This is a genomic window from Enterobacter cloacae complex sp. ECL352 (assembly GCF_020149545.1).
Lineage (GTDB): Bacteria > Pseudomonadota > Gammaproteobacteria > Enterobacterales > Enterobacteriaceae > Enterobacter > Enterobacter asburiae_B.
Genome location: NZ_CP083709.1, coordinates 3,076,619 through 3,094,884 on the forward strand (window position 1 = coordinate 3,076,619; position 18,266 = coordinate 3,094,884).

Consider the following 18,266-nt stretch of genomic DNA (forward strand, 5'->3'; position numbering starts at 1 on the left):
CTTATAGAAAAAGGCCCAAAACTTGTTGCTTTAGGCCGTTATATAGACTATTGCTTTTTCTTTCTTGTGATAAAAGCCTTACCAATGATTGCTGCAAATGCTATACAGGAATCGAGACCTTTTTTATCAGCAAGCCTTATAAGATAATGACCTACTTCACGTTCACTAAAACCGTTTTTGATTAAGTTTGTAGTTATCTCATCGAGATCTAAATTATCAGAGTCGGCATAATCATAATTAAAACTGTTTTGTTCATACTTATATGAACTTGTAACAGGTTGTACAACTTTTTTGACCTCTGTTTGTTGTTCAGGCTCTTTTGATATAGCCATTTGTTCTGACTGAATATCATTTTTTAGAGTCAAATCATTTTGGCGAAGTTGAGTAGGTTCAGCGAATTTGATATCGCCTATTCTACTCTTTACTAAAATAGTCTGACCATATTCGAGTTGCATCCATTGCCACTCATAATTTTTATTCTTCCAACCACCAGATTTTGATAAGGTGACTTTACCCAATCCAATAATATGGTAAATGCCATCCTTATTTTTGACTAATGTATCGCTTTGCGTTTGTGGCGATTGCCATTTGTTTATATTAGGGTAGTCAAAGTTTACAGTTGGAATTCCTTCCGCTATATCACTTAATCTACTGGCTTCGCTAATAATATATTTGCTATCTTGAATGTCCCATTCAGGAAGGCTACTGTAACATCCCAATATAGCTCCTGCCATACTTCCAATTGAATCTGTATCAGTGCCTAATAAATTGACACATGAAATAATTGCTTCGTATGGGTTTGCGTTTTTATAAAAATGACAAAGCAAGGCACTCGCAATTGCTGTATTAGTTGCAGTACCTCTCCTTGATTCTTTGTTGCATTCAAGTGCATCAATTACTGATTTGTATTTATCAGAGAGGTCATTATATTCTTTAGCTGCATTCAGAGATTTTGATAGATATGCTTTTGATTCAATGCGAACTCTCTCTACTTCTTCTTGCAGTTTTTTCCCTGAAATAATCTCCCAGTTAGGAAGCCAGAAATTATTTAACTCGTAGATCTCGTTAATAATTTGAGGGATAGCAGTGAAGTTATCAATAAAACCATTGATTTCTGTAGGGCCAGCAGGTTTTCCATTTATTAAAGCGTACTGTAAAGTATCAGCATGTAATAGGGCTCCACACACTGCTAATACATGACCATGAGTCACTAACGAATCTTTGATTACTGATGCAACATATTTTCTTTCTAAGATGTTTTTACAACTCCATACATGAGGTTGTATTCTCATGGCGGTTCCATTTCCACCTGAGTTTGTGTAATCAATCCCGTTAACTTTATAGAAATTAGAAAACCAATTTGTATCTTTACGCATGAGGTTTGTAGCGGCTAATTTGGTTGCTCTGCCAGCACCTAAAGCATAAGATAACCACACAGGAAGTTCTATTTTTGCAAATGACTCCGTGTCAAATTCACCATTACTTCTTATAGATCTCGATACGGCTAATCTTAATTGTGTATCATCTGAGTATGTCCCTGCTGGGAGGCTTACAGTTACTCCTGAGTAACCTCCAATTTTTCTGTTCCAGCTGACAGGCTTGAGGAGGTAGGAATCATTAATCCTTCGCTTTAAGCCACTTTCGTCGGTAAGTTCAGAAATCCAGCCAATAGCATCACCAGCGGCGGCCCACAGTGCGGAATTTATGACTTTTTGTTTTCTGAGTGAGTTCATTTTTCCCTCTTAGAATGTGTTAGGCACACCTAAAAATTTTTCTGGACAAATAATAACATTTACAGAAAGAAAACCAAAGCTCCTCAGTGTCCCATGTATAGATGCAGCCTGCTCTTGGTTTTGTACGTAAACGCTTCTAAGGAATTTCATATCAAGAGGATTAGGATACAGAACTTCAGCCTGTTCGCAGGTGGTTAATCTTTGCTGTCTTCCATTTCTACTAACTGTCTTTCCTCTCCATCGAGTGATTGTTTCCACAAACATAGATTGAAGTCCTGCACAACCTGGTGTTCGTATTACGGAAGTATAGATATTATTAGTAGTTGTAAAATATACCTTTGGGTGAGTTAGGATAATGGGATCAAAAGCCATTATACACCACCATCTGTCTTCACCTCTAAACCAATTTCTGGCTGCATTAAAATAACTTGTGTTTATTTCACTTATGGAAAGGTTTATATAATCTAACCAATCTTCATCTTTGTTGAATGTATCCTGTGCTTCTTTTCTCTCACTTGATACAGGTGATGCAATATAACTAAGAAATTGTTCTTCGTTTAAAGCTTTGCGAGATAAAACTAAACCTGTGCCTGCACAACCCGTTAAACCTCTTTCAGTCGTAAAGTGCAGGATTTCTGAGATCCCTTTCTCAAATATAAATTGTTCAATGTCCATTTATAAATCTACCTCATCGAAAGTACCACGGGTAAAATAGTCAACCAAATCTGATTTTTCCGATTCTTTATATCCGATAACTACAGACTCTCTGGCTCGACTGATAGCCATTGCAAGCAATCTTCTTAATTGCTGTAATTTATCATCATTTTCATCTTGTTGATGCTGCATATTTGCATCGCTTAGGCCTAAAATTATAACATGATCAAATTCAAGACCTTTAGCTGAATTCATTGTGGACAATGCAATATTTTCAGGTCCTCTTGACCAAACTTTATTTTTAGTTATGGTTACATAAGGAAGTCCATGACGTGTAAGCTGTTTTTGAATTTCTTCAAACCATTGCCCACCTTTAGGTTTAAGAAATGCGACAGATTCATTTGCAAGGTTAACATTCCTTTGAATGTAATCAATGGCATATCTTACTTGTTGCGAGTATAGCCCTTTGCACACAACTGGTTTTGGCCCATGCCTTGTAGCTCTTGTAAAGTCGCTAATGCTTCCATCATCATCGATTGTTAATCCATGGGTAATAGACGCAGCAAATGCAGCAATTTCTACTGTGTTTCTATGATTTTCACCTAATCTGAAATAGGCCGCATTACGCATATCTAATCCAGTTTCTACCCATGTGAAGCCTCGCGGGTATAATCGCTGTATAGTATCAATTACAAACGTTAAGTAATAATCATCCGTAAGATGTTTTAATATTGCTCTAATTTGATTGGCTGAAAAATCTTGCGTTTCATCAACGACAATTATGTCATACCCCAGACATTCATGAGAGATCATTTTCTCGCACTGAGTATGCCAATCGTCTAACTGATGCTCTTCAAGATATTGTACATAGGAGCGAACAATATCAATTAAACGCTGGCGAGTCTGTCTTGTTACTTGTGGCGACAATCCTCTACCAGTTCTCTCAACTGTTAGGTAATTATCTAATTCGTGATGGCGGAATCTGCCTCGAAAATAGTCTATTTCATCGAGTACAAAATTTAAATCAAGCCCAAGTGTTAAACATTTATTTAAAAGATAAGAATCTCGAGTTGTATCCTTAATCAAAGGTGTATTGAGGTGCCTTCGAGCCCAATTAGAAAATGTATCATTTTCAACCTCTACTGGGATAGCTTTAGCTTGGATGCTGTCATCAATTAGCCCCTCAATATATCCGGCAAGGGTTCGGTTAAATGACAGCACTAATGTTTTGATAGGTGTATTGTCATTGTTAAGATTTCTTCGATATGTTAACGCATTGACTATTGCTGTGAGTCTAAGTAAAGCACTTGTGGTTTTACCACTACCTGCGGCACCCCTGATAACGACTATGCCTGCTGTATTCCGACTGACTATTGGCAGCTGTTCAGGTGTAGCACGATGGTTCGAAAGAATTTTCAAACTTATCTCCTTAAAGTTTCTTTTTCCGTTTTTTACCTTCAACTGAAGGTGTTATAGAGAAGACATCATTTAGTAATGTCTAATTAGTATTAATCTTATATACCTGATGGATGAAGCCTTCAAGCGGAGGATATAACTTATCTTTCAAACGGTTAGTGATCACAAATTTTACTATATAATAACTACACTAATCACCATCAGCTCAATGAGTGTGAAGCCTTGTTGTCTGTCCATATCTGCTCCTTATGCAAAGTGGCGCTACTTTGTCAGCGGGAAAGAGCAGAAACGAGAGGCAAAAAAGGGAACGGGAAGGAGGCTTCAGAGAATTTACTCAGTGTTGCAGGGAAGAACAGCGGATCTGCGAGCGGGGCTGAAATTCCCCTCTCCGGGTGGAGAGGGGAGAATGCGTTATTTGAAGCGCATTGAGAGGTCGAGGGCGCGAACGTGTTTGGTCAACGCGCCGACGGAGATGTAATCCACGCCGGTTTCGGCGAATTCACGGATCGTTTCGAAAGTGACGTTCCCGGACACTTCAAGCTGGGCCCGGCCGTTAGTCAGTTTTACCGCCTCGCGCATCTGCTCTGTTTCGAAGTTATCGAGCATGATGATATCGGCCCCGGCCTTGATCGCCTGCTCCAGCTCTTCCAGGCTTTCGACCTCTACCTCGACAGGCACATCCGGGTGCAGCCAGAAGGCTTTCTCCACCGCCTGACGCACGGAGCCAGAGGCAATAATGTGGTTCTCTTTAATCAGGAAGGCGTCGGATAAGCCCAGGCGATGGTTTGCGCCGCCGCCGCACAGCACCGCATACTTCAGCGCGGTGCGCAGGCCCGGCAGCGTTTTGCGGGTATCCAGCAGCTGGGTGCGGGTACCGGCCAGCAGGTCAACGTAGCGACGCACTTCGCTGGCCACGCCAGAGAGCGTTTGTACAAAATTGAGCGCGGTACGTTCGCCGGTCAGCAAGACGCGGGAAGGACCGTCCAGTTCAAACAGCGGCTGGTTTGCCGTAATTGCATCGCCGTCTTCAACGTGCCAGATAATCTGCACATCATCACCCGCCAGCTGGGTAAAGACCTCTTCAACCCAACGCTTGCCGCAAAAAACGCCCTCTTCACGGGTGATAATGACCGCGTGCGAGCGCGTCTCTTTTGGCAACAATTGTGCGGTAATATCCTTATCAGCGTTAACGTCACCGCCCAGATCTTCTTTCAAAGCATGGGAGACGCTTGCCGGAATATCCATATTAATACGTTCCAGAAGCGCTTCACGTCGGTGGTCGGGGTTGTAGCGGCGAGGCGGCATGATAAAACTCCAAATTGGTAACGAATCATAATATTGAAACATGCTACTCTGAACCGAGTCATTGCACCATACAGAAGGAGTTCCAGCATGTTGTTAGAAAACGGATGGCTGGTGGATGCGCGGCACGTGCCCTCGCCGCACCACGATTGCCGCCCGGAGGATGAAAAGCCCACACTGCTGGTGGTTCATAATATTAGTCTCCCGCCGGGTGAATTTGGCGGCCCGTGGATCGATGCGTTATTCACGGGAACGATTAATCCCGATGCTCATCCCTTCTTTGCTGAAATTGCACATCTGCGCGTATCGGCTCACTGCCTGATTCGTCGCGATGGTGAAGTGGTTCAGTATGTTCCCTTTGATAAGCGCGCCTGGCATGCCGGCGTGTCGATGTATCACGGGCGCGAACGGTGCAACGATTTTTCTATCGGAATCGAACTGGAAGGCACGGATACGACGCCCTACACCGATTCACAGTATCAACAGCTAGCGGCAGTGACCCGCACGCTTATCGGACTCTACCCGGCTATCGCCGAAAATATCACGGGACACAGTGATATAGCCCCGGAGAGAAAAACCGATCCCGGCCCGGCCTTTGACTGGTCCCGGTTTCGCGCCATGCTCACCGCGTCGTCAGAATAAGGAGATACCATGACGTTGTTTACCATGCTGCTGGTTATCATCGCTGAACGCCTGTTTAAGCTCGGCGAGCACTGGCATCTGGATCACCGGCTGGAGGTATTATTCCGCCGTATCAAACATTTTTCCATGCTGCGCACGCTGCTGATGATGGCAGGGGTGATGGCCATTACGTTCCTGCTCCTGCGTTCGCTGTACGGACTCTTTTTCAACGTGCCGCTGCTGGTGGTATGGATCCTGCTTGGGGTGCTGTGCATTGGCGCAGGCAAGGTGCGTTTACACTATCACGCATACCTGAAAGCCGCCTCCCGTGACGATGCCCATGCGCGCGGTGCCATGGCGAGCGAGCTGACGATGATCCACGGCGTGCCGCCGGACTGTGACGAGCGCGAATTCCTGCGCGAGCTGCAAAACGCGCTGCTGTGGATTAACTTCCGTTACTATCTTGCGCCGCTGTTCTGGTTTGTAGTGGGGGGCCCGCTGGGGCCGGTACTGCTGATGGGATATGCGTTCCTGCGCGCCTGGCAGACCTGGCTTGCCCGTTATCTGACGCCGCATGAACGCCTGCAGTCCGGTATTGATGCCATCCTGCACGTGATCGACTGGCTCCCGGTGCGTCTGGTAGGCGTGGTGTACGCGTTAATTGGTCACGGTGAAAAAGCGCTGCCCGCATGGTTCGCTTCTCTTGCCGATCGCCATACGTCGCAGTACCAGGTGCTAACGCGTCTGGCGCAGTTCTCGCTGGCGCGTGAGCCGCATACCGACAAGATTGAAACGCCGAAAGCCGCTGTTTCCATGGCGAAGAAAACGTCGTTTGTGGTGGTGGTTATCGTGGCGCTGCTGACTATCTACGGCACGCTGGTGTAGGCCAGCGCGCCGCAAAGGCTAAAGCGTATCCGCGGGCGGGATGCCGAAATCAGGCATCCCGCTTTCATTCCAGCGGACAAGCTTCAGTCGGGTATGGCGATTCGGATCGTACAGCGGGTCGCCCTCAATTTCGGTGTAATTCCGCGCGTGATACACCAGCACATCGTCCCCTTCCGGCGTTTGCGTAAAGCTGTTATGGCCCGGGCCGTACTGGCGATTTTCGTAGCTGGTCACGAATACGGGATGCGGAGATTTTTGCCAGTTCAATGGGTTTTGCGGATCCGCGTTCAGGTCTATCCACAGCAGCCCCATGCAGTAGTTCTCGTCGGTAGCGCTGGCGGAATAGCTGATAAACAGCTTATCGCCGTGAACCAGTACCGCCGGGCCTTCGTTGACCCAAAACCCGCGACACTCCCAGTCGTATTCCGGCTTGCTGAGCATCACCGGCTCGCCTTTCAGCGTACACGGGTCCGCCATTTCACACAGATAAAGGTTGGAGTTTCCGGTGATATCCGGCGCTTTTTGCGCCCACAGATACCAGCGTTTCCCCTGATGCAAAAAGGTGGTGGCGTCCAGGGCGAAGGTATCGAAAGGCGTTTTGATCTGCCCTTTTTCCACCCACGTGCCGGTAAGCGGATCGCTGTCGGCACATTCAATGGCAAACATGCGGTGCTGGAACATCCCGAGCGCGTCGAGCGCCTGGGTGTGCGCCGCAGCAAAATAGATGTACCACTTCCCGTCAATGTGGTGCAGTTCCGGCGCCCAAATCAGCTGGCTCATTGGTCCGGTCTCGGGTTTACACCAGACCACCACTTCTTCGGCATGACGTAAGCCTTCCAGCGACGCTGCGCGGCGGATCGCCAGCCTGTCGTACTCCGGCACGGAGGCGATAAAATAGTACTGCCCCTCGTGATGTAAAATGTACGGATCGGCGCGTTGTTCGATAAACGGGTTTGGCCAGGTTTGCATTCGGCTTTCCTTATTTAGTCTCAGCAGCTTTCAGTTCCTGATAATCGTTCAGCTCTTGATAGTTGTTGCGGCGTTTTTCCAGATCGGACTGGATCTGCTTCATGGTTTCACGATCCACCTTCAGCAGTCGTACTACACCCGCGGTAATTAAGTATCCAATGCCGGGAATGACGGTAAAGAGCAGCACGATCCCGTTAATGGCGTCCGCGCTCTGCGCTTTTGCTCCCGCATCATAACCGTACCAGGAGAGCAGGAAGCCGACCATCGCCCCGGCAATCGCTAGCCCCAGCTTCAGGAAGAAGATGTTGCCGGAGAAGCTGATCCCGGTGATGCGCTTACCGGTCTTCCACTCGCCGTAGTCGTCCACGTCGGCCATCAGCGACCAGTGCAGCGGAGACGGGATCTGGTGCAGGATGTTCAGCAGGAAGTAGAGCACCACGATGGTGGCGGTGGCTTTCGGGTCGAAGAAATAAAAGGCGCAGGAGAAAATCGCCAGCACGATATTGGTCCAGAAGAAGACCTTTAGTTTGCACCAGCGGTCGGTCAGCACTTTTGCCAGCACGCTGCCGAGCATCATGCCGACAACGCCCAGGCTGATAAACAGCGTGGCGAAATGAGTGCTCTGACCCATCACCCAGGTCACGTAATACATGGTGGCCGCCATGCGGATAAAGCCCGGGCAGACGTTGCAGAGCGTCAGCAGCAGAATGCGCACCCACTGGTCGTTTTTCCACACGTCTTTCAGGTCATTTTTCAGCTGGTCATTGGTCTGCACTGCCGGACGCACGCGCTCGCGCACGGTGGCGAAGCAGAACAGGAACATGCATGTGCCAATCAGCGCCAGAACGGTCATCGCCATCTGGTAGCCTTTGGCTTTGTTGTCCCCGCCAAACCAGTCGGCCATCGGCAGCAGCGTTAATGAGAGCAGCAGCGTGGCGATGCCGACCAGCACGAAGCGATACGACTGGCAGGCCACGCGCTCTTTTGGATCGTTGGTGATCACCCCGCCCAGCGAGCAGTAGGGAATGTTGATGGCCGTATAGGTTAAAGAGAGCAGGAAGTAGGTGACAAACGCATAGATAACTTTGCTGTTATAGCTCCACTCCGGCGTGGTGAACATCAGAATGCTGAACAGCGCGTAGGGGAAAGCGATCCACAGCAGCCATGGACGAAACCGACCATATTTGCTGCGGGTACGGTCAGCAATCGCGCCCATGATCGGGTCCGTTACGGCGTCAATCACCCGTACGGAAAGCAGCAGCACGCCAACCAGCGCAGGGGCGAGGCCAAAAATATCCGTATAAAAATAGTTAACAAACAGCATGATGGCGCCGAAGATGATATTGCATCCCGCGTCGCCCATCCCATAGCCGATCTTTTCTTTTACTGACAGTGTGTTGTTATCCATCGACAGCTCTCCGGTTTACGGTATGGAGAGAATTATTTGCTGGCAAAGGAATATATGCGTTGCAGTATCAGGGCGGTGATATGGATAAATGCGCTGTGGACGTGAAAGTGTGAAGGAGGTAACAACGCGCGGCACCCGCAAAAGCAGGTGCCGCGAAGAGAGGCTTAGTGTGCCTTCATGGCATTACGGCTTTTCTGACTGAAGAGATAGCCCACGCCAAGGATCGCAATCCAGACCGGGATCAGGTAGACGGAAATCGCCATACCCGGGGTGATCAGCATAATCACCAGCACGGCTGCCATAAACAGCAGGCAGATCCAGTTACCCAGCGGATAGAGCAGGGCAGGGAAGCGCGTGGTGACGCCCTGCTGCTGTTTTGCGCGGCGGAACTTCATGTGCGCCAGGCTGATCATCGCCCAGTTGATGACCAGGGCAGAGACCACCAGCGCCATCAGCAGGCCAAACGCCGATTCCGGTGCCATATAGTTAATGAGCACGCACAGCGCGGTTACGACCGCCGAAACAAGAATCGTGTTTACCGGCACGCCGCGCTTATCGACGTTGAGCAGCGCTTTTGGCGCGTTACCCTGCTGGGCCAGGCCGAACAGCATGCGGCTGTTGCAGTATACGCAGCTGTTGTATACGGAGAGCGCGGCGGTGAGTACAACGATGTTCAGGGCGTTGGCGACAAAGGTGTCGCCCAGCTCGTGGAAGATCAGCACAAACGGGCTAGTGTCGGCGGTGACACGCGTCCACGGCAGCAGGGAGAGCAGCACGGCCAATGAGCCCACATAGAAGATCAGAATGCGGTAGATAACCTGGTTAGTGGCTTTCGGGATGCTCTGCTCAGGGTTGTCGGCTTCAGCAGCGGTGATGCCCACCAGTTCCAGGCCGCCAAAGGAGAACATAATGATCGCCATCATCATCACCAGGCCGGTCATGCCGTGAGGCAGGAATCCACCCTGTTCCCAGAGGTTGCGCACCGTGGCCTGAGGGCCGCCGTTGCCGCTGAACAGCAGCCAGCCGCCGAAGATAATCATCGCCACCACGGCAATGACCTTGATGATGGCAAACCAGAACTCCATCTCCCCGAACACTTTAACGTTGGTCAGGTTAATGGCGTTGATAATGACGAAGAAGGCCGCAGCAGAAGCCCAGGTTGGGATTTCGGGATACCAGAACTGAATGTATTTCCCGACGGCGGTCAGTTCGGCCATGGCAACCAGAACGTACAGCACCCAGTAGTTCCAGCCCGAGGCGAAACCGGCAAAGCTGCCCCAGTATTTATAGGCAAAGTGGCTGAAGGAGCCTGCGACCGGCTCTTCAACGACCATTTCACCCAGCTGGCGCATAATCAGAAAGGCAATAAAGCCGGCAATCGCGTAACCCAAAATAATGCCGGGACCGGCTGACTGGATAACGGATGCGCTGCCCAGAAACAGGCCGGTACCAATCGCACCGCCCAGTGCGATGAGCTGTATATGGCGGTTTTTAAGCCCGCGCTTTAGCTGATCGCCGTGCTGTTGAGCTTCCATTTGAAACCTCGTGTGTGGTTGTTATGTTCACGCTGTGCGTGTGTAATTATGAAAATCCATATTCTGTATTTATTTCTTTACGGTTAACGAGACCGAAAAAAGCGGACATGACTTCCGTAAGCGCAAGAATAGTGGTAAGCGCCTGCGAATGCACCTGCTTTATGAAGGGGTGATGACGACTTGAATAAAAAGAAAGCATTTGTAAATCGGCCCGCTCATTCTTCCTAACCCAACCTATAGAATAGAAATGCTCCGTAAGTGGGCGAATTTTCATTATTTGCCTTGTTGAATCGCTTCAGATTGCAAAAACCCTCGTTTCATTATGGTTAAAACTCCCTCTTAAGGAGTAATCAACTCATTTGTGCAAAGTTACATTTCTGAAACGTTATTTCTGTAAGGTTGTTAAAATGTGCAGGGTTTACTGATTTCAATCAAAACCAATATGGACAGAAGGTGAATACTTTGTTACTTTAGCGATACGAAATAGAAATTGGTAAGACCAATTGACTCCGGGCAAAAAGGCGTAAGACAGGGAATATGGCCTACAGCAAAATTCGCCAACCAAAACTATCTGATGTGATTGAGCAGCAGCTGGAGTTTTTAATCCTCGAAGGGACTCTGCGCCCGGGTGAGAAACTTCCGCCAGAACGCGAGCTGGCAAAACAGTTCGACGTTTCACGTCCCTCTCTGCGTGAGGCGATTCAACGTCTCGAAGCAAAGGGCTTGCTGCTTCGTCGCCAGGGCGGCGGAACCTTTGTGCAAAACAGCCTGTGGCAGAGCTTCAGCGATCCGCTGGTAGAACTTCTCTCTGACCACCCAGAATCCCAGTTTGACCTGCTTGAGACCCGTCACGCGCTTGAAGGTATTGCGGCCTATTACGCCGCCCTTCGCAGCACTGATGAAGATCGCGTGCGTATCCGCGAACTGCATCAGGCCATTGAACGGGCACAGCAGTCCGGCGATCTAGACGCCGAGTCCAGCGCCGTCGTCCAGTATCAAATCGCCGTCACCGAAGCGGCCCACAACGTGGTGCTCCTCCATCTGCTACGCTGCATGGAGCCGATGCTGGCCCAGAACGTTCGTCAGAATTTTGAATTGTTGTATGCCCGTCGGGACATGCTCCCACTGGTAAGCAACCATCGCACCCGAGTATTCGAGGCGATAATGGCCGGGGAACCGGAGCAGGCGCGCGAAGCGTCGCACCGACATCTGGCTTTCATTGAGGAAATCTTGCTGGACCGCAGCCGTGAACAATCGCGTCGCGAACGTTCATTACGCCGCATACAGCAACGAAAGGATTAAGCGCCAGGTACTTTTAGAGCGCGGCAACTAAACGCAGAACCTGTCTTATTGTGCTTTTGGTTGTTCAAATAGTTCGGGTTATATCGCGGCGGCAAGCGCGCGAATCCCCGGGAGCATAGCGAACTATGTGACCGGGGTGAGAAAGCGCAGCCAACAAAGAGATAACCCGAAATATTAAGAACAAAGAGCACAATGGGACAGGTTCCAGACAAATCAACGTATTAGATAGATAAGGAATACCCCCATGTCAGAACGTCTCCAAAATGACGTGGATCCGATCGAAACTCGCGACTGGCTACAGGCGATCGAATCGGTCATCCGTGAAGAAGGTGTTGAGCGCGCTCAGTATCTGATTGATCAGCTGCTTTCTGAAGCCCGCAAAGGCGGTGTGAAGGTTGCTTCAGGTGCAGGGGCTAGCAACTACGTAAACACGATTGCCGTCGAAGACGAACCGGAATACCCGGGCAATCTGGATCTGGAACGTCGTATCCGTTCTGCAATCCGCTGGAACGCCATCATGACCGTTCTGCGCGCATCCAAGAAAGACCTGGAACTGGGTGGCCACATGGCGTCCTTCCAGTCTTCTGCAACCGTTTACGAAGTGTGCTTCAACCACTTCTTCCGTGCAGCGAACGAGAAAGACGGCGGCGATCTGGTGTACTTCCAGGGCCACATCTCTCCGGGCATCTATGCACGTGCATTCCTGGAAGGTCGTCTGACTGAAGAGCAGATGAACAACTTCCGTCAGGAAGTACACGGTAAAGGTCTGTCTTCTTACCCGCACCCTAAACTGATGCCTGAATTCTGGCAGTTCCCGACCGTATCTATGGGTCTGGGCCCAATCGGTGCGATCTATCAGGCTAAATTCCTGAAATACCTGGAACACCGTGGTCTGAAAGACACCTCTGAGCAGACCGTTTACGCCTTCCTGGGCGACGGCGAAATGGATGAGCCAGAATCCAAAGGTGCGATCACCATCGCAACCCGTGAGAAGCTGGACAACCTGTGCTTCATCATCAACTGTAACCTGCAGCGTCTGGATGGTCCGGTAACCGGTAACGGCAAGATCATCAACGAACTGGAAGGCATCTTCGCTGGTGCTGGCTGGAACGTGATCAAAGTCATGTGGGGCGGTCGTTGGGATGAGCTGCTGCGTAAAGACACCAGCGGTAAGCTGATCCAGCTGATGAACGAAACCGTTGACGGTGACTACCAGACCTTTAAATCCAAAGACGGTGCCTACGTGCGTGAGCACTTCTTCGGCAAATACCCTGAAACCGCAGCACTGGTTGCAGACTGGACTGATGAGCAGATCTGGGCTCTGAACCGCGGTGGTCACGATCCGAAGAAAGTCTACGCTGCACTGAAAAAAGCGCGCGAAACCAAAGGTAAAGCGACTGTAATCCTGGCCCATACCATCAAAGGTTACGGCATGGGTGATACCGCAGAAGGTAAAAACATCGCTCACCAGGTTAAGAAAATGAACATGGACGGCGTGCGTTATATCCGCGACCGTTTCAACGTTCCAGTGACCGATGAGCAGGTAGAAAACCTGTCTTACATCACCTTCCCGGAAGGTTCTGAAGAGCACAAGTACCTGCACGAACGTCGTCAGGCGCTGAAAGGCTACCTGCCAGCTCGTCAGCCTAACTTCACCGAGAAGCTGGAACTGCCAGCGCTGGAAGACTTCTCTCAGCTGCTGGAAGAGCAGAACAAAGAGATCTCTACCACTATCGCTTTCGTTCGTGCCCTGAACGTGATGCTGAAGAACAAGTCGATCAAAGATCGTCTGGTTCCAATCATCGCCGACGAAGCGCGTACTTTCGGTATGGAAGGTCTGTTCCGTCAGATCGGTATCTACAGCCCGAACGGCCAGCAGTACACCCCGCAGGACCGTGAGCAGGTTGCATACTACAAAGAAGACGAGAAAGGTCAGATCCTGCAGGAAGGTATCAACGAGCTGGGCGCAGGCGCATCCTGGCTGGCTGCTGCGACTTCTTACAGCACCAACAACCTGCCGATGATCCCGTTCTACATCTACTACTCCATGTTCGGGTTCCAGCGTATCGGTGACCTGTGCTGGCAGGCAGGCGACCAGCAGGCTCGCGGCTTCCTGGTAGGCGGTACCTCCGGTCGTACGACTCTGAACGGTGAAGGTCTGCAGCACGAAGATGGCCACAGCCACATTCAGTCTCTGACTATCCCTAACTGTATCTCTTACGATCCGTCTTACGCATACGAAGTGGCAGTCATCATGCATGACGGTCTGCAGCGCATGTACGGTGAAGCGCAAGAGAACATTTACTACTACATCACCACCCTGAACGAAAACTACCACATGCCGGCAATGCCAGCAGGTGCCGAGGAAGGTATCCGTAAAGGTATCTACAAACTCGAAACCATCGAAGGTAGCAAAGGTAAAGTTCAGCTGCTGGGCTCCGGCTCTATCCTGCGTCACGTACGTGAAGCAGCGCAGATCCTGGCGAAAGACTACGGCGTGGGTTCCGACGTGTACTCTGTGACCTCCTTCACTGAACTGGCGCGTGATGGCCAGGATTGTGAGCGCTGGAACATGCTGCACCCACTGGAAACTCCACGCGTTCCGTACATCGCTCAGGTGATGAACGACGCGCCAGCGGTGGCGTCGACTGACTATATGAAACTGTTCGCTGAGCAGGTTCGTACTTACGTTCCAGCTGATGATTATCGCGTTCTGGGTACTGACGGCTTCGGTCGTTCTGACAGCCGCGAAAACCTGCGTCACCACTTCGAAGTTGATGCTTCTTACGTGGTTGTAGCAGCACTGGGCGAACTGGCTAAACGTGGCGAAATCGATAAGAAAGTGGTTGCGGACGCAATCACCAAATTCAACATCGATGCAGAAAAAGTTAACCCGCGTCTGGCGTAAGAGGTAAAAGAATAATGGCTATCGAAATCAATGTACCGGACATCGGGGCTGATGAAGTTGAAATCACCGAGATCCTGGTCAAAGTAGGCGACAAAGTTGAAGCTGAACAGTCGCTGATCACCGTAGAAGGCGACAAAGCCTCTATGGAAGTCCCGTCTCCTCAGGCTGGCATCGTTAAAGAGATCAAAGTCTCTGTTGGCGATAAAACCGAGACCGGCAAACTGATCATGATTTTCGATTCCGCCGACGGTGCAGCAGCTGCTGCACCTGCGCAGGAAGAGAAGAAAGCCGCTCCGGCCGCCGCTGCTCCAGCAGCTGCCGCGAGCGCGAAAGAAGTGAACGTGCCTGACATCGGCGGTGACGAAGTTGAAGTCACTGAAATCCTGGTGAAAGTGGGCGACACCGTTGCGGCTGAGCAGTCACTGATCACCGTAGAAGGCGACAAAGCCTCTATGGAAGTGCCGGCTCCGTTCGCGGGTACCGTTAAAGAGATCAAGATCAACACCGGCGACAAAGTGTCTACCGGCTCCCTGATCATGGTCTTCGAAGTGGCGGGTGCTGCACCTGCTGCAGCGCCTGCGCAGGCCGCTGCTCCGGCTCCGGCTGCTGCACCAGCAGCTGCTGGCGGCGCGAAAGATGTTAACGTACCGGACATCGGCGGTGACGAAGTTGAAGTGACCGAAGTGATGGTGAAAGTGGGCGACAAAGTTGCCGCTGAACAGTCACTGATCACCGTTGAAGGCGACAAAGCTTCTATGGAAGTGCCAGCGCCGTTCGCGGGTACCGTTAAAGAGATTAAGATCAGCACCGGCGACAAAGTGTCTACCGGCTCTCTGATCATGGTCTTCGAAGTGGAAGGCGCTGCGCCTGCCGCAGCTCCGGCTGCCGCGGCTGCTCCAGCAGCGGCTGCACCGGCGCAGGCTGCTAAACCAGCCGCTGCCCCTGCTGCTAAAGCAGAAGGTAAATCTGAGTTCGCTGAAAACGACGCTTACGTCCACGCTACCCCGCTGATTCGTCGCCTGGCGCGCGAGTTCGGTGTGAACCTGGCGAAAGTGAAAGGGACCGGCCGTAAGGGTCGTATCCTGCGCGAAGACGTTCAGACCTACGTGAAAGACGCGGTGAAACGCGCCGAAGCTGCACCAGCTGCAGCCGCCGGTGGCGGTATCCCGGGCATGCTGCCATGGCCGAAAGTGGACTTCAGCAAGTTCGGCGAAATCGAAGAAGTGGAGCTGGGCCGCATCCAGAAAATCTCTGGTGCTAACCTGAGCCGTAACTGGGTGATGATCCCGCACGTTACGCACTTCGACAAAACCGATATCACCGATCTGGAAGCGTTCCGTAAACAGCAGAACGCTGAAGCTGAGAAGCGCAAACTGGACGTGAAATTCACCCCAGTGGTCTTCATCATGAAAGCCGTTGCCGCTGCCCTTGAGCAGATGCCACGCTTCAACAGCTCCCTGTCCGAAGACGGCCAGAAGCTGACGCTGAAGAAATACATCAACATCGGTGTTGCGGTTGATACGCCAAATGGTCTGGTTGTTCCGGTCTTCAAAGACGTGAACAAGAAGAGCATCACTGAGCTGTCCCGTGAACTGACCGTGATCTCCAAGAAAGCGCGTGATGGTAAGCTGACTGCCGGCGAAATGCAGGGCGGCTGCTTCACTATCTCCAGCATCGGCGGCCTGGGTACCACCCACTTCGCGCCGATCGTTAACGCGCCGGAAGTGGCTATCCTCGGTGTGTCCAAGTCCGCGATGGAGCCGGTGTGGAATGGCAAAGAGTTCGTGCCGCGTCTGATGATGCCAATCTCTCTGTCCTTCGACCACCGCGTGATCGACGGTGCTGATGGTGCGCGCTTCATCACCATCATCAACAACATGCTGAGCGACATTCGCCGCCTGGTGATGTAATCGAAAAGCCGGCCAGTCGGCCGGCTTTTTTCTGATAATCTCATGGTGTTTGTGAGGTTATTGGCGAAAGCGACAATTCGTGAGCCGTTTGTTGTTTCAAAATTGTTAACAATTTTGTAAACTGCGGGCGGATAGAACGACCCGGTGGACGACGGGTATAAATTAAGAGGTCATGATGAGCACAGAAATCAAAACTCAGGTCGTAGTACTTGGGGCAGGCCCGGCAGGTTACTCCGCAGCATTCCGTGCAGCGGATTTAGGTCTGGAAACCGTCATCGTAGAACGTTACAGCACCCTCGGCGGTGTTTGTCTGAACGTCGGCTGTATCCCTTCTAAAGCGCTGCTGCACGTAGCGAAAGTTATCGAAGAAGCCAAAGCGCTGGCTGAACACGGTATCGTCTTCGGCGAGCCGAAAACCGATATCGACAAAATTCGTACCTGGAAAGAGAAAGTTATCACTCAGCTGACCGGCGGTCTGGCGGGTATGGCCAAAGGCCGTAAAGTGAAAGTGGTAAACGGTCTGGGTAAATTCACCGGTGCGAACACCCTGGAAGTGGAAGGCGAAAACGGCAAAACCGTGATCAACTTCGACAACGCGATCATCGCGGCAGGCTCTCGCCCAATCGAACTGCCATTCATTCCGCATGAAGATCCACGCGTGTGGGATTCCACCGATGCGTTGGAGCTGAAAACCGTTCCTAAGCGTCTGCTGGTCATGGGCGGCGGTATCATCGGTCTGGAAATGGGTACCGTGTACCATGCTCTGGGTTCAGAGATCGACGTGGTTGAAATGTTCGACCAGGTTATCCCGGCTGCCGACAAAGACATCGTTAAAGTCTTCACCAAACGCATCAGCAAGAAATTCAACCTGATGCTGGAAACCAAAGTGACTGCCGTTGAAGCGAAAGAAGACGGTATTTACGTTTCCATGGAAGGCAAAAAAGCCCCATCCGAACCACAGCGTTACGACGCCGTGCTGGTGGCTATCGGCCGTGTGCCGAACGGTAAAAACCTCGACGCGGGCAAAGCTGGCGTGGAAGTGGATGACCGTGGCTTTATCCGCGTTGACAAACAGCTGCGCACTAACGTGCCGCACATCTTTGCTATCGGCGATATCGTCGGTCAGCCAATGCTGGCGCACAAAGGTGTTCACGAAGGTCACGTTGCCGCTGAAGTTATCGCCGGCATGAAGCACTACTTCGATCCGAAAGTCATTCCATCTATCGCGTACACCGAGCCAGAAGTGGCATGGGTGGGTCTGACTGAGAAAGAAGCGAAAGAGAAAGGCATCAGCTACGAAACCGCCACCTTCCCATGGGCTGCTTCTGGCCGTGCTATCGCTTCCGACTGCGCTGACGGTATGACCAAACTGATCTTCGACAAAGAGACTCACCGCGTCATCGGTGGTGCGATTGTCGGTACCAACGGCGGCGAGCTGCTGGGTGAAATCGGTCTGGCTATCGAAATGGGCTGTGACGCTGAAGACATCGCGCTGACCATCCACGCTCACCCGACTCTGCACGAGTCCGTTGGCCTGGCGGCAGAAGTGTTTGAAGGCAGCATCACCGACCTGCCAAACGCGAAAGCGAAGAAGAAATAAGTTTCTTCAGATGAAAAAAAGCG

General features: G+C 50.9%; 15 protein-coding genes. 6 read left to right on the plus strand and 9 right to left on the minus strand.

Going from position 1 to position 18,266, the window contains the following annotated elements:
- Positions 1–47: 47 nt before the first annotated feature.
- The 5 genes from LBF07_RS14945 to nadC all read right to left on the minus strand — a co-directional run bounded on the left by LBF07_RS14945 (position 48) and on the right by nadC (position 5,108).
- Complete coding sequence (locus LBF07_RS14945; RefSeq protein WP_094934526.1) at positions 48–1,733, minus strand: ADP-ribosylglycohydrolase family protein; 1,686 nt, start codon at positions 1,731–1,733, stop codon at positions 48–50.
- 9 nt (positions 1,734–1,742) lie between these two features.
- Complete coding sequence (locus LBF07_RS14950; protein ID WP_094934527.1) at positions 1,743–2,408, minus strand: DarT ssDNA thymidine ADP-ribosyltransferase family protein; 666 nt, start codon at positions 2,406–2,408, stop codon at positions 1,743–1,745.
- Positions 2,409–3,806, minus strand: coding sequence for a 3'-5' exonuclease (locus LBF07_RS14955; protein ID WP_094934528.1), 1,398 nt, complete (start codon positions 3,804–3,806; stop codon positions 2,409–2,411).
- A 171-nt stretch (positions 3,807–3,977) separates the two neighbouring features.
- The gene (locus LBF07_RS24745) at positions 3,978–4,040 is read right to left on the minus strand and encodes a prepilin-type N-terminal cleavage/methylation domain-containing protein (RefSeq protein ID WP_094934557.1); all 63 of its coding nucleotides are present in this window, start codon (positions 4,038–4,040) and stop codon (positions 3,978–3,980) included.
- A gap of 174 nt (positions 4,041–4,214) precedes the next feature.
- Positions 4,215–5,108 carry a carboxylating nicotinate-nucleotide diphosphorylase gene (gene nadC / locus LBF07_RS14965; RefSeq protein WP_038417651.1) on the minus strand — a complete coding sequence of 298 codons (894 nt, stop codon included), beginning with the start codon at positions 5,106–5,108 and terminating at the stop codon, positions 4,215–4,217.
- Positions 5,109–5,195: 87 nt separating this feature from the next.
- On the opposite strand from nadC, the gene ampD reads away from it, so the two are divergent.
- Both ampD and ampE read left to right on the plus strand, forming a co-directional pair.
- Positions 5,196–5,747, plus strand: coding sequence for a 1,6-anhydro-N-acetylmuramyl-L-alanine amidase AmpD (gene ampD / locus LBF07_RS14970; protein ID WP_094934529.1), 552 nt, complete (start codon positions 5,196–5,198; stop codon positions 5,745–5,747).
- Between the two features lie 9 nt (positions 5,748–5,756).
- Entirely contained in the window at positions 5,757–6,611 is an 855-nt protein-coding gene (gene ampE / locus LBF07_RS14975; protein ID WP_094934530.1) for a beta-lactamase regulator AmpE, read from the plus strand.
- 18 nt (positions 6,612–6,629) lie between these two features.
- Here the strand turns inward: ampE and LBF07_RS14980 are convergent, their stop codons facing one another.
- The 4 genes from LBF07_RS14980 to LBF07_RS14995 all read right to left on the minus strand — a co-directional run bounded on the left by LBF07_RS14980 (position 6,630) and on the right by LBF07_RS14995 (position 10,797).
- On the minus strand, positions 6,630–7,580 hold the full coding sequence (locus LBF07_RS14980; protein ID WP_094934532.1) for a family 43 glycosylhydrolase: 951 nt from the start codon (positions 7,578–7,580) through the stop codon (positions 6,630–6,632).
- Between the two features lie 10 nt (positions 7,581–7,590).
- Positions 7,591–8,988, minus strand: a complete 1,398-nt coding sequence (locus LBF07_RS14985) for a glycoside-pentoside-hexuronide (GPH):cation symporter (protein ID WP_094934533.1) — start codon at positions 8,986–8,988, stop codon at positions 7,591–7,593.
- 164 nt (positions 8,989–9,152) lie between these two features.
- Positions 9,153–10,523, minus strand: a complete 1,371-nt coding sequence (aroP, locus tag LBF07_RS14990) for an aromatic amino acid transporter AroP (protein WP_045355157.1) — start codon at positions 10,521–10,523, stop codon at positions 9,153–9,155.
- Positions 10,524–10,569: 46 nt separating this feature from the next.
- On the minus strand, positions 10,570–10,797 hold the full coding sequence (locus LBF07_RS14995; protein WP_080934400.1) for a hypothetical protein: 228 nt from the start codon (positions 10,795–10,797) through the stop codon (positions 10,570–10,572).
- A 263-nt stretch (positions 10,798–11,060) separates the two neighbouring features.
- Between LBF07_RS14995 and pdhR the strand changes: the two genes are divergently transcribed.
- The 4 genes from pdhR to lpdA all read left to right on the plus strand — a co-directional run bounded on the left by pdhR (position 11,061) and on the right by lpdA (position 18,243).
- On the plus strand, positions 11,061–11,825 hold the full coding sequence (gene pdhR / locus LBF07_RS15000) for a pyruvate dehydrogenase complex transcriptional repressor PdhR (RefSeq protein ID WP_008501960.1): 765 nt from the start codon (positions 11,061–11,063) through the stop codon (positions 11,823–11,825).
- A gap of 244 nt (positions 11,826–12,069) precedes the next feature.
- Entirely contained in the window at positions 12,070–14,733 is a 2,664-nt protein-coding gene (gene aceE / locus LBF07_RS15005) for a pyruvate dehydrogenase (acetyl-transferring), homodimeric type (RefSeq protein WP_023310418.1), read from the plus strand.
- Between the two features lie 14 nt (positions 14,734–14,747).
- Complete coding sequence (gene aceF / locus LBF07_RS15010) at positions 14,748–16,643, plus strand: pyruvate dehydrogenase complex dihydrolipoyllysine-residue acetyltransferase (protein ID WP_094934534.1); 1,896 nt, start codon at positions 14,748–14,750, stop codon at positions 16,641–16,643.
- Positions 16,644–16,818: 175 nt separating this feature from the next.
- Entirely contained in the window at positions 16,819–18,243 is a 1,425-nt protein-coding gene (gene lpdA / locus LBF07_RS15015) for a dihydrolipoyl dehydrogenase (RefSeq protein WP_003856313.1), read from the plus strand.
- The last annotated feature ends 23 nt before the right edge of the window (positions 18,244–18,266 follow it).

What these genes read in the sequence shown, in the direction of transcription:
- lpdA (WP_003856313.1), top strand. Translation starts at nt 16,819, where the DNA reads ATGAGCACAGAAATCAAAACTCAGGTCGTAGTACTTGGGGCAGGCCCG.
- pdhR (WP_008501960.1), top strand. Translation starts at nt 11,061, where the DNA reads ATGGCCTACAGCAAAATTCGCCAACCAAAACTATCTGATGTGATTGAG.
- aroP (WP_045355157.1), bottom strand. Translation starts at nt 10,523, where the DNA reads ATGGAAGCTCAACAGCACGGCGATCAGCTAAAGCGCGGGCTTAAAAAC.
- LBF07_RS14950 (WP_094934527.1), bottom strand. Translation starts at nt 2,408, where the DNA reads ATGGACATTGAACAATTTATATTTGAGAAAGGGATCTCAGAAATCCTG.
- LBF07_RS14980 (WP_094934532.1), bottom strand. Translation starts at nt 7,580, where the DNA reads ATGCAAACCTGGCCAAACCCGTTTATCGAACAACGCGCCGATCCGTAC.
- aceF (WP_094934534.1), top strand. Translation starts at nt 14,748, where the DNA reads ATGGCTATCGAAATCAATGTACCGGACATCGGGGCTGATGAAGTTGAA.
- LBF07_RS14985 (WP_094934533.1), bottom strand. Translation starts at nt 8,988, where the DNA reads ATGGATAACAACACACTGTCAGTAAAAGAAAAGATCGGCTATGGGATG.
- nadC (WP_038417651.1), bottom strand. Translation starts at nt 5,108, where the DNA reads ATGCCGCCTCGCCGCTACAACCCCGACCACCGACGTGAAGCGCTTCTG.
- ampE (WP_094934530.1), top strand. Translation starts at nt 5,757, where the DNA reads ATGACGTTGTTTACCATGCTGCTGGTTATCATCGCTGAACGCCTGTTT.
- ampD (WP_094934529.1), top strand. Translation starts at nt 5,196, where the DNA reads ATGTTGTTAGAAAACGGATGGCTGGTGGATGCGCGGCACGTGCCCTCG.
- LBF07_RS14995 (WP_080934400.1), bottom strand. Translation starts at nt 10,797, where the DNA reads ATGAAAATTCGCCCACTTACGGAGCATTTCTATTCTATAGGTTGGGTT.
- LBF07_RS14945 (WP_094934526.1), bottom strand. Translation starts at nt 1,733, where the DNA reads ATGAACTCACTCAGAAAACAAAAAGTCATAAATTCCGCACTGTGGGCC.
- aceE (WP_023310418.1), top strand. Translation starts at nt 12,070, where the DNA reads ATGTCAGAACGTCTCCAAAATGACGTGGATCCGATCGAAACTCGCGAC.